This window comes from Streptomyces sp. NPDC002577 (genome assembly GCF_053594815.1).
In genome coordinates this window covers 122819-136246 of sequence record NZ_JBSFWK010000018.1, presented here as the reverse complement: position 1 = coordinate 136246, position 13428 = coordinate 122819, and the positions used below count along the sequence as shown (strand labels likewise).

Annotated in this window: 10 protein-coding genes and 2 pseudogenes; 6 read left to right on the top strand and 6 right to left on the bottom strand. The window is 67.4% G+C overall.

Annotated features, from left to right (window positions below; all coding sequences use genetic code 11):
• Window positions 1-135 precede the first annotated feature (135 nt).
• Window positions 136-561: pseudogene (locus ACWD4J_RS23250) on the bottom strand (3'-5' exonuclease); the annotation flags it as partial.
• Window positions 562-626: 65 nt separating this feature from the next.
• On the opposite strand from ACWD4J_RS23250, the gene ACWD4J_RS23245 reads away from it, so the two are divergent.
• The 6 genes from ACWD4J_RS23245 to ACWD4J_RS23220 all read left to right on the top strand — a co-directional run bounded on the left by ACWD4J_RS23245 (window position 627) and on the right by ACWD4J_RS23220 (window position 8435).
• Window positions 627-2105: a tyrosine-type recombinase/integrase gene (locus ACWD4J_RS23245; RefSeq protein WP_451397331.1), complete on the top strand. Its 1479-nt coding sequence runs from the start codon at window positions 627-629 to the stop codon at window positions 2103-2105.
• Between the two features lie 35 nt (window positions 2106-2140).
• Window positions 2141-3913 carry a hypothetical protein gene (locus ACWD4J_RS23240; protein ID WP_451397330.1) on the top strand — a complete coding sequence of 591 codons (1773 nt, stop codon included), beginning with the start codon at window positions 2141-2143 and terminating at the stop codon, window positions 3911-3913.
• Between the two features lie 98 nt (window positions 3914-4011).
• The gene (locus ACWD4J_RS23235; protein ID WP_451397329.1) at window positions 4012-5946 is read left to right on the top strand and encodes a hypothetical protein; all 1935 of its coding nucleotides are present in this window, start codon (window positions 4012-4014) and stop codon (window positions 5944-5946) included.
• A gap of 55 nt (window positions 5947-6001) precedes the next feature.
• Window positions 6002-6340: a hypothetical protein gene (locus ACWD4J_RS23230; protein ID WP_451397328.1), complete on the top strand. Its 339-nt coding sequence runs from the start codon at window positions 6002-6004 to the stop codon at window positions 6338-6340.
• Between the two features lie 129 nt (window positions 6341-6469).
• The gene (locus tag ACWD4J_RS23225; protein ID WP_451397327.1) at window positions 6470-7126 is read left to right on the top strand and encodes a helix-turn-helix domain-containing protein; all 657 of its coding nucleotides are present in this window, start codon (window positions 6470-6472) and stop codon (window positions 7124-7126) included.
• Complete coding sequence (locus ACWD4J_RS23220) at window positions 7074-8435, top strand: MFS transporter (protein ID WP_451397338.1); 1362 nt, start codon at window positions 7074-7076, stop codon at window positions 8433-8435. Before ACWD4J_RS23225 ends, ACWD4J_RS23220 begins: the two co-directional genes overlap by 53 nt.
• On the opposite strand, the gene ACWD4J_RS23215 is transcribed toward ACWD4J_RS23220, so the two are convergent.
• The 5 genes and pseudogenes from ACWD4J_RS23215 to ACWD4J_RS23195 all read right to left on the bottom strand — a co-directional run bounded on the left by ACWD4J_RS23215 (window position 8432) and on the right by ACWD4J_RS23195 (window position 13293).
• Window positions 8432-9172, bottom strand: a complete 741-nt coding sequence (locus ACWD4J_RS23215; protein WP_451397326.1) for an exonuclease domain-containing protein — start codon at window positions 9170-9172, stop codon at window positions 8432-8434. The genes ACWD4J_RS23220 and ACWD4J_RS23215 overlap by 4 nt on opposite strands.
• Before the next feature lie 62 nt (window positions 9173-9234).
• Window positions 9235-9540: pseudogene (locus ACWD4J_RS23210) on the bottom strand (exonuclease domain-containing protein); the annotation flags it as partial.
• Window positions 9541-9687: 147 nt separating this feature from the next.
• Entirely contained in the window at window positions 9688-10938 is a 1251-nt protein-coding gene (locus ACWD4J_RS23205) for an SAV2148 family HEPN domain-containing protein (RefSeq protein ID WP_451397325.1), read from the bottom strand.
• A gap of 103 nt (window positions 10939-11041) precedes the next feature.
• Window positions 11042-12349, bottom strand: a complete 1308-nt coding sequence (locus ACWD4J_RS23200; protein WP_451397324.1) for a copper amine oxidase — start codon at window positions 12347-12349, stop codon at window positions 11042-11044.
• Window positions 12350-12498: 149 nt separating this feature from the next.
• Window positions 12499-13293, bottom strand: coding sequence for a Tat pathway signal sequence domain protein (locus tag ACWD4J_RS23195; RefSeq protein WP_451397323.1), 795 nt, complete (start codon window positions 13291-13293; stop codon window positions 12499-12501).
• Window positions 13294-13428: the final 135 nt, after the last annotated feature.

Here is a 13428-nt window from a genome sequence, read left to right as displayed (position 1 = left end):
CCTGCCCCCGAGTGATCAAACGGAAGATGTCCAACTGGCCGCTCAAACGGGCCGAGCATCGCAACGGGACACCACCCGCACCGGACACCGTCACCATCACCCGGCAGGACAGAACCTAAGTCACCGGCATTGGGCCTAGCCGACCTGCTCGTCCGCCAGTTCCCGCAGCGGCCAGGACGCTTCCACCACCGCGTCTGCGTCACCCTTCCGGCGCAGGAAGCTCTCGAAGTCCGCCGCCCACGCCGCGTACCACTCGATCTGGCGGCGATGCAGCTCCGCCGGGCCGAGGGCCGCGACCTTGGGATGGCGGGCGGCTATCGCGCAGGCGAGCCGGGCCGCCGCCAGGGCGTCCGCCGAGGCGTCGTGGGCGGAGTCCAGCGGGACCCCGTACTCCCTGCAGACCGCCTCGAGGTTCCGCTTGCCGCGGCGGTAGCGGTCGACTGAGCGGTCGATCGTGTACGGGTCGATGACGGGTGCGGGGTCGACTCCGCCGAGGCGCTCACGCAGCGACGGCAGTCCGTGGCGGCGCAGCTCGGCGGAGAGCAGGGTGAGGTCGAAGGCCTTATCCACGCACGACCGTGTCTCACGAGCTCCGTCGTCGTTGATCGGCCAGGGGGTGCGATCAGATGGAGATCTTCTTCACCGACCCGGGAGCGCTGGAAGCGGCCGGGGTAACCGATGCGCAGCGAGCGCTGGAACGGCACGGGTTGCACGCGGGTGCGCCGTTCATCATCAGCGAGGACGGCAGCTACGACATACACCTGAACCGCTTCCTGTGGTCCCTGCCGTCGCTCGGAGTAAGGTCGGCGAACTCCTGGCGGGCGTACGCTCTCGATCTGCTGACGTGGGGGCGGTTTCTCCACGAACATCGCGGCAAGACCTTCTGGCAAGCCGACCGTGACGACGTGACGGCCTTCCACCGGGCACGGCGTATATCGCCAGACCCCACGCAGGCCATCTCGGCCTCCACCTGGAACCGGTCCGTCGCGGCCCTGGACAAGTTCTATACCTGGGCGTCGGACGAGGGCCTGATCGAGCGGACACCGTTCAAGTACTACGAGAGCTCACGGCGAGCGGAATCCGGCCGACAAGTGCCCGTCCGTAACAACCGCGCGGTGGAGAAGGCCGCAAAGCGAGGGTCCGTCAAGTTCCTCTCCGTGCCTCGGTACGCGGCTTTCCGCGAACTCGGACTGCGCGGTCAACGGCCGTCAGGAGCCACCGATCCGTCCTTCCGTGGGCGTAACGCGGAACGTAACGTCGTCATGGCGGAGCTGCTGGTCACCACCGGCTTGCGCATCGAGGAGGCCGCGTCGCTCTGCTGGCCGGAACTTCCCGCCCCGGACCGCCAGGACGGAAAGAAGAGTGTGCCGTTTGACCTGGCGCCGCCGACCGCGAAACGGGACAAGGGGCGCAGGGTCCTGCTGCCGAACCGGATCATCGCGGCCCTGGTCGATTACATGGAGATCGAGCGGTCCTTGGTGCTGGACCGCTGGAACGCCCGAGGCCGTCCACTGCCTGCCGACGCGGTGCTGGGGAGCCAACCCGACCGCCGGGGCGTACGGATGCAGACGAAGGACGGTCGGCTGCGAAGAGTTCCCTGGTCACGTGTGCCGCCATCGATCCGGTCCCGGCTCTTCCTCATGGACGAGCAGGACCGTCTTCTTGGCCCCGCGTGCGTGTGGCTCGGGCAGGAAGCACGACCTGTGTCTCTGTCCGCCTGGGAGTCGGTATTCGTGCGCGCCTCGGACAGGTGCCGGACGTTCGGGGTCGATGTCACCGCCACTCCTCATGTGCTCAGGCACACCTTCGCCGTTCATCTGCTGTCGGCGCTGATCCACGAGCAGATCGGCTCGGTGGACAGGCATGAGATGGCCGACGGCGTTTACCGCCGGATCATTGGAGACCCCCTCGATCACCTGCGCCGACTGCTGGGTCACTCCTCGATCACGACGACCTATATCTACCTCGACTGCACCGACCAGGCGCAGTCCTTGATCGACGGTGCGGTGGACGCTTGGACGTCCGAGGTAGCGGCCACGGCGACTCAGGTCTCGCAGGAGGATCAGCGGTCCGAGGCGCAGGTAGGCGGAGCAAGCTCATGGTAGGGCGGGGACGACGTCGGGCCCGACTGAACGTGCCCGTGGAACAGGCTGTTGATCCAACTCCCCCGGCGCTGGGGCTGCTGAAGATCGAGGTCACCTTCCCGGACAACCGAGCAGCCATCGTGGACTGGACCCGCGAGCCTCAGCAGCGCTTGCTGCGGGCCCTGGGAGCAGAACTGGCGGCTTCGTGCGCCGTGGGCCAGGGCACAGGGTCGCCACATACGCTGCGCAATCGCGCCCGCTCGTGCCGGGAATGGGCACGCTGGATCGCATCGACGGAGCGCGTGGAACTACGCGCGGGTGATCTCCTCCCGCACCACCTGGACGGGTTCGAGAGCCACCTACGCGAAAGACATCCGGAGTCCTCGCGGACCCCGTACGCGCGTATCGCCGACATCGTCTGGATCTTGCGACGTTTGAGTGAAAGGCGTGGAGGGTTGTCGTCTGCCATGATCCGGCGGCTCGCCTATACCTCCGCAGGTCCGGTCGGATCGTATGCGCCTCGCGACGCCTATTCCCCCCAAGTGGTGGAGCAGTTGCGCGCTGCCGCACGCTCCGATGTCGACCACGCGGTTCGACGGCTGACCTTGGAGGGACCAACGCTCTTGGCGCAGGGGCAGGACCCTCGGGTGGCGGGATGGAGTTCCGACGCCAATGTGCTGTGGGAGATCCACCGGAGCCAGGGGCAGTTCACGCGTCAAGAGCTGGCCGACCTGGTCGGTCGGGCCGTGGCTGACGAACATTCTCCCGGCCGCCTTGCATCCCTCCTCTACCCGACCAGCCGTGACCTGTTCGCCCTGCTCCTTCTGTTCTGTCTCGAAAGCGGCATGGAGCTGGAGGCAGCCAGGGAGCTGACCTCGGATTGCCTCAAGAACCCGAACCGCGGCTATGTGCAGGTCGAGTACCTCAAGCGCCGTCGGCATGGCCAGGAGTGGAACATGATCCGGGTCAGGGATGGCTCGTCCAACTCGCCAGGCGGGCTACTGCGGCTGGCCCTTCGACTCACGGCCTCGGTCAGGGAGATCACCGGCTCGTCGGCCTTGTGGCAGTTCCGGATGAAGGAAGGCGCCCTGGCCATCGGCCTCGGTGCAGGTGTGGTGACCCACATGGCACAGAGCTTTGTCTCGGCACACGGCATCAGCGACGAGGGCCGACCCGTTGAGCTGCGCCTGTCGCGGCTGCGAAAGACCTACAAAGCCGCCGTGTACAAGGTCACTGGCGGGAGGATGTCGGCCTTTGTGCAAGGACACTCGCCCGACGTTGCCGCAGCGCATTACGCGGACGTCCCCTCGCTGCGGAATCTCCATGAACAGGCCGTGGCAGATGGCCTGCAGGACGCGCTCGACGAGGCCCGTGATCCCTCGGTCCTCACACCGGAAGAGGAAGAAAACCTTGCACAACAGCCCAAAAAGGCACCGGAGTTGCTCGGCATCTCCGCCAAGGAGATTGGGCCACTCCTGTCCGGCGAGTCTGATCTATGGCTGTCTTCCTGCCGCGACTTCTTCGACTCACCGTTCGGCACCAAGGGCAAGGCCTGCCCAGTGTCGTTCTTCGGTTGCCTCGGCTGCGGAAACGCGGTCATCACCCGGAGGAAGCTGCCGGCCATCCTGGCGTTCCTCAACCACATCGAGGCCGAGCGAGCCAAGACGCCCGGAGTTGAGTGGACGGCCCGCTTCGGCAAAGCCCATCAGCAGATCCTGCAACTGATCCTGCCAAGGTTCAGCGAGAGTGATGTTCTCAGCGCCAAAGCGGTTGCCGAGTCAACCGAGCCTCTTCATTTCCTTCCTCCCGACCTGTTCGGAGGTCACTGATGCCCGCGCACCCCCTCCCGCTTGGGCTCGGCGTTTCCCGCTCCCTCGACACCGCACCCGTTCTGTCCGGACGCCCTCTCGCCGGTGACCCGTCTCTCATGCCACGGTTCGGAGATGACGTCTGGAACCTCGGCGTAGCGGGTTTCGCCGGAAACCGGTACGCCAGCGAGTTCCTGATCGACTTCAAGTCCCTTGGCGATGCGGTGCGACGTGAAGTTGCCCGTGAGTTCCTTTTCTGGAGGCTCAACACTCGCCCCGTACGCGGTCCACTGCCTTCCATCTCAACAGTGGCAGCGGAGTGGTGGAACCTGCGGTGCTTCTTCCGGTTCCTCGATACCCAACACGGTGGCCTTCGCCTGGACGCGGTCACGCAACCGATTCTCGACTCCTATCTCGTTCACTGCCGGGGCGAAGGACTGCTGGTGAGCAGCCTTCGTCATCGCCTTCAGGTGATCCCGCGCCTGCACCTCGCAGCAGAAGCCACTGCCACTGACGCGTTGGTCGTCAACCCGTGGAACGGCCGCCCCATTACCCGGGTCATCGGCGTCGAGCCTGCGCGCGGGAACGAAAACGAGACTCCCCGAATCCCGCCCCAGGTAGTCGGCCCCTTGGTCCAGGCAGCGCTGTTCTATGTCCGGACCGCAGCAACGGACATCATCAACGCCCGTGCCGAGCTCACAGAGTTGGAAGCTTCCGTCGAGCTAATCCATGGCTTGTCCCTCAAGCGGCTTGAGCATTACCTCAACGGCCTGGCCAGCGACGGACGTGGGGTCCCCGTGCTGGACGGGGCCGGGCGGCAACCACGCTTGGCTGGTTCGCCCGCCTACACGTACATCATGCGGAAGTCCGGAGCAGGCCGGGACGTTGCCGGAAGCGTCTACGACAAACGCATCGACCGAGCACTGGAGCAGCTGGGCCCCGAGCGCGGCGGCATGGACACGCCCATCACTCCGCACCCCCAGACTGGTCTCCCCTGGCGGGACAGATTCAGTCCCGCCGCCGTACCTCACGAGGAACGGCTCCTGAGAGCCGCCTGCTACATCCTGATCGCCTACCTGTCCGGTATGCGCGACTCCGAGGTCAAGGAACTGCGGGACGGCTGTCACTTCACGGAGCGGAGCGCGGATGGCGTCCTCGTCCGCCACAAAGTGCGCTCGCAGCTTGTCAAGGGCGGGCGCGGCGTGACAGAGAGCTGGGTGGTCATCGAACCCGTTGCCGAAGCCATCGACGTCCTTGGACGACTGCCCCATCGTGACGCGCTGTTCTGCCGACCGGTGACCCGTGAGCGGTATTCGACGGTTTCCGCCAACCGCATGAATGACAACCTCAACGAATTCCGAGCACACTGCGGAGAGATCGGCTTCCTTGTTCCCGATGTGGACGGGGAGCCCTGGAACCTCACCACCCGGCAGTTCCGCAGAACCGTGGCTTGGCACATCGCCCACCGCCCCTATGGCACGGTCGCCGGAATGATCCAGTACAAGCATCTCTCCGTTGCCATGTTCGAGGGGTACGCCGGTACCTCAGCCTCGGGATTCCGCGCAGAGGTCGCCGCCGAAGAGGCTCTGGCGCGTCTGGCGGACGTTGTGGAGCGCTACGAGGACTTCAAGGCCGGTGTCCGCTCCACCGCACCCGGTGGGACACGGACCGACAACGAATTCGCGCGCGTACAGGAGGAACTCCAGGACTTCCCGGGACGAGTGGTCGACGAGCGCCGCCTCCACGCCATGCTCAAGACCTCGGCACACACCCTGCACGTCGGCACGCTGAACGACTGCTACTACCAGCCCGAAACCGCCCTCTGCCGGACCACGGGCAGCGGGGACCAGCCCCTGCTCAACAACTGCCGTCCCGATCGCTGCGGGAACTCAACCATCACAACCCGGCACCGCCCAGGGTGGGAAGCCGCGCGCGGGGACACCGAGCGAGCCCTCGCCTTCGTCGGGCTCTCCGATCTCCAGCGCACGGCTCTGCGGCAGCACCTGAACGACATCAACAAGGTGATCGAAGGCGTCGACCATGCCAACAACTAAACGCATCGAGAGTGCCCTCCGCGCAGCCGGTGAGCGCCTGCTCAGAGGAGAACCCATGCGTAGTGACGGTGCGCTCACCGTCGCCTCCCTGGCGGCCGAAGCCGGCGTCAGCAGGGCCAGCGCGTACCGCTGCCCCGAGGTCGTGGACGAGTTCCGAAACCTCGTAGCCGAACGAGAACACGCAGCCGCACCCCCAGCGTCCCTCCGACAGGAAGTCCAGTCCCTGAAGGCGGCCGAACGCAAGCTTCGCAAGGAGCACGCGCGCGAGCTACGGGAGCTCCGGTCCTCCATCAACGTCCTCGCACAGCAGGTTCAGTTCCTCACCCTTGAGAACCAACGCCTCTCTCAAGCCTCAAGCCACCATGACCGGATCACTCGCATCGACCGACGTTGATCCGGCTCTCGCAGACCGCCGGACACGCTTCTCACAGCGCCAACAGCAGGCCACGTGAGGCCACAGTGCCGACGCAAGGGTGACGTAGAGTCCGTTGTAAAGGAACCTTTCTAAAGGTATCTTTACAACATGTCGAACAGTCAGATGGACAAGCCACCAGGAGCCCCTGCCCGCACAACCCGGCTCACCGACCCCCGCGCTCTGCGCGCCTATGCCCATCCCACCCGCATGCGCCTTGTCGGCCTGCTCCGCACCGAAGGCCCCTTCACCGCAACCCGCGCGGCCGAGCTCACAGGCGAATCCGTTGCCAGTTGCTCGTACCACCTGCGGATGCTCGCCAAGTACGGACTGGTCGAGGTCGCACCCGGTGGCCAAGGCCGTGAGAAACCCTGGCGGGCCACCGCACGCTTCACTGAGTGGCCCAACTACTCCGAGGACCCTGCCGTCGCGGAGGCCAGCAGGGCACTGGAAACCGCGGTCGCCGAACGCTACTTCGAGCTGATCAACCGCGCCATCGAAGAGCGCCACGATCTACCGCGCGAGTGGCAGGAAGCCGAGCACATCGGCGATCAAGTGCTCTACCTGACGGCAGAGGAACTCGCTGACCTCGGCGAAAAACTCGACCGTCTGCTGCGCCCCTACGAGGACCGGCAGGGCAACCCGGCCGCCCGCCCCCAGGGCGTACGGCTCGTCCAGATCGTCCGGGCCGCCTTTCCCTTGCCCCAACGGTCCACTGGCAACGAGGAGACTCCCAGCGCCCCCGACCGCACGGGCGGCCCGCGATGACGCCCTTGGGCCGCTTATCCGCGGCCGTCCCCGACCCCCTGGCAAGCGCTCCTTCCGCCGTTACTGGACCGGCCAGAGCATCTCTCTCGTCGGCGACCAGATATCCCAGATCGCCCTCCCTCTCGTCGCCGTCCTCGCCCTCCACGCCGACGCTGCCCAGATGGGCTGGCTCGCCACGGCGCAGCTCATGCCCGCCCTGCTGCTCTCTCTACCCGCTGGTGCATGGGCCGACAGCAGAGCGCACCGCCGCCGCGTCATGATCGCCACAGACCTCGCGCGGGCCCTGCTCATCGCGTCGGTTCCCATCGCGTACGCCCTCGACGCACTCACCTTCACGCAGCTCTACGCGGCCGCCTTGGGGATCGGCGCGCTGACCGTCCTCTTCGACGTCTGCAACACCATCCTGTTCGTCTCGCTCATCCCCGCCGAGCGCTATATCGAGGGCAACTCCCTTGTCAACGGCAGCCGCGCCATGTCCTTCGTCGCGGGCCCCAGCGCCGGCGGTCTCCTCGTCCAGTTGTTCACCGCGCCGCTCGCGCTCCTCGCTGACGCGGTGACCTATCTGGCCTCCGCCTACTGCCTGGCCCGTATAACCCCCGTCGAACCGTCGGCCGTGCCACCCACGAAAGGACACTTCACCGCAGGCCTGCGGTGGATCCTCCGCTCGCGCGTCATGCGCGCCACGTTCGCCGCTTCCGCCACGGTTCAGTTCTTCAATTTCATTTTTCACACGCTTTTCGTGCTCTATGCCACTACCGAACTCGGCCTCAGCGCAGGCGTGCTGGGGTCGGTCCTCGGTATCGGTGCGATCGGCGGGCTGGTCGGTGCCGCCCTCACTGGCCGTCTCGTGCGCCGCGTCGGCATCGGGCCCGCCGTCGTCGTCGGCTTCGCAGCGTTCCCTGTCCCGCTGCTGCTCGTACCTCTCACGGAGGGCCCGGACGGGCTCGTCCTCAGTCTCCTCTTCTTCGCCGAATTCGGTTCGTGCGTGGGCGCGATGATCGTCGACATCTCGCTGGGCTCGCTTCAAACGGCCCTCATCCCCCACGCCCTGCGCGCCCGCGTCAACGGGGCCTACCGCACCCTCACCCACGGCGTGCGCCCACTGGGCGCGCTCGCAGGGGGAGCACTCGGCACGACTATCGGGCTACGCCCGGCACTGTGGATCGCAACGGCCGGGGCCGTGATGTGCCTGGTCTGGGTGCTGCCTTCGCCGGTCCCACGCATCCGCGAGTTGCCCGACACTCCGCCGGAGCCAGCACACAGCGCACCATCGGCATCCGCGTCCGCATCCTCGCCCTCGTCCGGCTAGCCTCCCGTCAGAGGACCTATTTCCTCGCGGCTGAACGGGATGATCGGCCATGCTGGCTCGACGTAGGCAGTCGCATCCGACGTACGACGCAGATACCTCTGGAGAGAGACGGCCTGCTCTGCCGCCGCACGAACCTGGAGATCGTGCAGCTCCGCAGGCTCCAGCGTTCCTATGACCGAATGTTTGATGCCCATGGATCGCGCCGCACCCGCTGCGGCCACCGCATCCGCAACCGCGTTGTGCGCGTCGTTGAGCGGCACGCCGTAGTACTCGCAGAGCGCCTGGAGGTTCCGTGACCCCGCCCTGTATCGGTCCACATGCTTGTCCAGGACCAAAGGGTCGATAACGGGCGATGTCCCTCCACGCAACCGCTTGCCCAACGGCTCTATGCCGTGGCGTCGGCACTCACGGTCAAGCAGCGAGAGGTCGTATCGCGCATTCATCACCACCAGCGGAGTACCCGAGTCCAGCACTTCGGCGACAGCCGAAGTGATTTCCTCGATCGCGGGAGCTGCCGCAACCCCGTGCCTGCGGGCGTGTTCCGTGGAGATGCCGTGGATGGCCGAAGCCTGTCGCGGGATGGCCACCCCCGGGTCGAGCAGCCATGTCCGGGCATCCGGTGGTCGTTCATCCGCGCCCACAGCCACGACGGCCGCGGTGACGATCCGGTCGGTCTCGATGTCGGTCCCCGTGGTCTCCAAGTCGAAGGCCACCAACGTCCCGCTGGTCCAGCTCATCACAGGGCCCCACCCACCAGTGCACCCTGAAACACCTGAGACGTACTCGAAGTGCGCGGATAAAAGGCCGCGTTGTACGCGACGACCGGGACGCCCGTCTTCCAGTACGTGACGAGGACGTCCGCGATCGCGTCGGCGACCTGGTCGGCCGGTCTGCCCTCGGCCGCCGCGCGCTCGTTGCTGATGCCGTGCACCGCCACCGCGTCCGCCGGGATCTCCACGCCCGGGTCGGCCAGCCACTCGCGGCGCCCCCCTGGCTTCCCGTCCTCGAGCTCGATCACCGCCGCCGTGACGATCCGCGCCTCGCGCGGGTCCGTCCCGGTCGTCTCCAGGTCGAAGCCGATCAGCAGCTCCCTGTGCCAGCCCATGCGGCCCCTCCTTCGTAGTGCTTTCCCCCAGTGACCCTCACGATCGCATCCGCCACTGACAATCAGACGAGCGCGTTCCGCTTTCGCTCCGTCCCAGGGGTCTCAGGGCACCGGCCGGCCTCAGGCACCGGCCTCAGAAGACAGGCCTCAGGACACCGGCCGCGAATCCACCCACGCCGCCTCGAACTCCTCGCGATAGGTGGCGAAAAGCCCGATCTCGCCCATTTCGCCGATTTCGCCCGGCTTGACCACCCGACCCCCGCCGCGCAGCACCAGCACCGGCGCCTCCATCCCGCGGGTCCTGCGCAGATACGACTGGACGACGGCGATGCCGTCCGGGCCGTCGCCGTCGACGAGATACGCCGTGAAGCGGGGGGTCTCGTCGAAGACCTGGATCTCGAAGGCCCCGGGGTCGCGGAGTTTGGCGCGCACCCGCCGCATGTGCAGGATGTTCATCTCGACCGACCGGCTCAACTCTCCTCGTTTGAGGCCGAGTTCGCGTTCGCGTCGCTTCACCGCGCTGGACGCCGGGTTCAGGAACAACAGCCGCACCCGGCAGCCCGACTCGGCGAGGCGCACGAGGCGCCGGCCCGAGAAGTTCTGCACGAGCATGTTGAGGCCGATACCGATCGCGTCGAGCCGGCGGGCGCCGCCGAAGATGTCCTCGGCCGGGAACTGCCGCAGCAGCCGGACCCGGTCGGAATGCACGGCGACCACGTCCGCGTACCGGTCGCCGACGAGGTCCTCGACGGCGTCGACGGGCAGTCGTCGCGCGGACGGCACGTCCGAGCCGGCCCCGAGTATGTCGAGCAGGCGGGCGGAGGCGCGTTCGGCCTGGGCGAGGACCGTCCCGGACAGGGCGCGGTTGCGGGACACGACGTTCCGGGTGACCTCGAGCTCGTCCAGGGCGAGTTCGACGTCGCGCCGGTCGTCGAAGTAGGGCTCGAAGCAGGGCCAGTGCTGGACCATCAGCTCGCGCAGCTGCGGGAGGGTCAGAAAGGAGAGGACGTTGTCGTCCGCCGGGTCCAGCAAGTACCCCTTGCGGCGGCTGACTTCGCGTACAGCGACGGCGCGCTGCACCCACTCCTGACCGGCGGGCCCCGCGGCCGCGACGACCCAGTCGTCGCCGTGGACGGGCTCGTAGATGGGACGCAGAACGGCGGCCACGACGGCGCGCAGCCGCTGTTCGACCAGGTTCAGCCAGATGTAGGCGCGCCCGGCTCGCTGTGCGCGCGTACGCACCTCGCTCCAGGCGTCGGGGCCCCAGTCCAGTTCGGGTCCGATCTGAGATCCCATCTCCATCGGCCGCGCCAGGGACACCGCTCCGGACGGGGCGTCCGCCGAGCTCCCCTCGTGACCGCTGTCACCAGGGGGCAGCTCCAGCCCTCCCGAGCTCACCCGCGCACCGCCTTCCGCTCCCCCGAACACTCCCCCGTTGAACGATCAAGGAAGGGTACTCCGGGAGCGGGTGGCGGTGCAGCCTGATGCACAGGGTCGTTTCTCAACTCCCGTCTCGTGGCTGACCGTTCTGGTCCGCGAGGTCCGGGGGAGTGAGCGGATTCATAGCCGTCACATCGCGCGGGACCAGCGAGAAGCCCTGCCAGTGGACGGGCATGGGCTGCTGGTCCTCGTCGCGGGCGATGTGGTGGAAGCCGATGTTGACCCAGGTGACCGGGTGCGTGAGGGTCTGGCCGTTCACCCATTTGTCGACACTGGTCGGCACGCCGTCCGCACAGTTCGGATTGTCGGACGCGTACTGCTCGCACTTGTTGTACTCCGTGAAGTACACGTCGTGCCTTGTGAAGGACCGGCCCGAGAACTTGTCCGTGTGGCCGGGGACGATCTCGTAACTGCGCGGGTGGCCGTCCTTGTTCTTGCCGGCCGTGCTGACGATCCGCCACCAGCGCATCGACTTGGCGTCGCCCGCGAGTTCCTTGGTGACGGCCGTCCGGGTGGTCCTCGTCGTCGGCATGCCGTCGCCGCGCGGCGGGGTCACCTTCGAGTCGTACTGCTCGACTTTGGCCTTGGACGAGCCGTCCAGGCCGAAGTTGAGCCGCCAGAAGACGTTGTGGGTGTGGCTCTCGGCGTAGGCGGTGGCGCCCTTGCCGATGGGCCAGCCGCGGCCGTCGGCGCCGTCGTAGTCGTACGGCGAGAGGCTGCCGGTGGCGCCTTCGTTCGCCGTGATCGTGCCGTCCGAGCCGAACCGCCACTCGGTGATGTACTCGTACCAGGACGCCTTGTTGACCGTGTACACGAGCAGGTCCTTGCCCTGGGCCTGCCAGACCTTGGTGCCCTCGTCGTTCGCGAGACGGTACGCATGGCCACGCGCGCGTGTCGTGGTGCACAGGCCCTTCACATTGCCCATGTCCGGGACCTTGACGGTCTTGATGGTGCCGCCCGGGCACTCGCCGGGCCTGAGGTTCTGCAGCGCAAGACCGAAGTCGGTGCCGGTGACGTCGTCGTACTCCGCCTGGCCGTCGTCGTAGGGGACGTGGATCTGCGCCAGGCGTGCGCTGGTGAGTACGGGTATGGGCTTGGGCTCGCCCTTGGGCTGGTAGCTGACGTTGTCCAGGACGAGCCCGGAGAGGGTGTTGTAGTGCCAGCACATGCGCCAGGTGGTGCCGCCGTCGAGGGTCTGCTCGATGCGGTAGGCGGCGCTGCAGCCGGGGGCGGCGGCCGCGGCCTCCAGTGCCTGCTCGGGCGCGGCGGAGGCGGGGCCTGCGGCGGTCACGGCGGTGCCGAGGAGCGCGGAGACCGCGAGAGCCAGGCCGGCTCGCCTGCGGGCGCGCGACAGTCTGTTGACGGGCATGCGGAATGACTCCTTCGTGGAGGAGAAGATCGCGTACGGGCGAAGAAGACGAGAAGTAGACGAGAAGAACGCCAGAACGAGAAACGGACGGGCCTCGGATCGACCGAGGCGGACGGACCTCGGGTCAGCCGAGGCGGACGGGCCGCGGATCAGTCGAGGCGGCCGACCGTGCGGGCGCTCAGGTCGACGACCATGGACCGGGTGTCGATCCACGGGCCGTTCTTGACCTTGGCGACGATCCGCAGGCAGCGGTGCCGCCCGCAGTCGGTGAGGCCGGACGGCACCTTCCGGGCGGTCTCCTTGCGGAAGACCATGCCGCTCAGCTCCAGCTGGTCCGGGCCGGTGAGCTCCTTGTCCGTGGCGTGCCGGTAGTCGTTCTTGAGGTCGGTGCCGAGCGGGTCGGCGATGAGCAGCTGCGCCGCCTCACGCAGCTCCTCCTTGCTGGGCGGCGGCTGCACGCCGTGCGCGATGTCCGTCTGTTCGACCTTGCCTGTGGTGAGATTCACAGTCTTGGTGATCACGGCGTCGCTCTTGTAGTCGTAGAGGACGACATCGGCGCGGCGCTGCGACGTGCTCGCGCTGTCGTCCGGCTCCGGCTCGCTCAGGTTGGTGGACAGCCGCTGCGGTCCGCGGTCCCCCTCGACGTCGCGCGCGTCGGCCCGCAGGGCCCTGGTCACGGCGATCCGCTCGGCCCGCTGGAGCTCGTCGTCGGTGAGCGGATCGCTGCCGACTCCCTGGTCGGCCTCGGTGGGCGCGGCCTCGACGACGCCCTCGGGCGGTGCGGACTCCTGCCGCGCGGCGCCCGCGGACGTGCGCCCGTCCGCGCGCTCTCCGGCACCCGCCTCGCCCGGCACCGTGACGGCGACCATCAGGGCGGTGCCCGCCACGGCTATCGCCGTCCCCGCCACCAGCTTCCCCAGGTGGCGTCTTGCTAGTTCGCGCACATGTTCCCCCAGTGTCCCTGCTGTCTCTGCAGTCCCCTCAGACGCATACCGGCTGGTCAGTACACATACCGGGTCTGCGTGGTCACCCTGTAGGACGGCATGAAGTCCTAGGAGGTTCACTCACTTTCAGGGAGA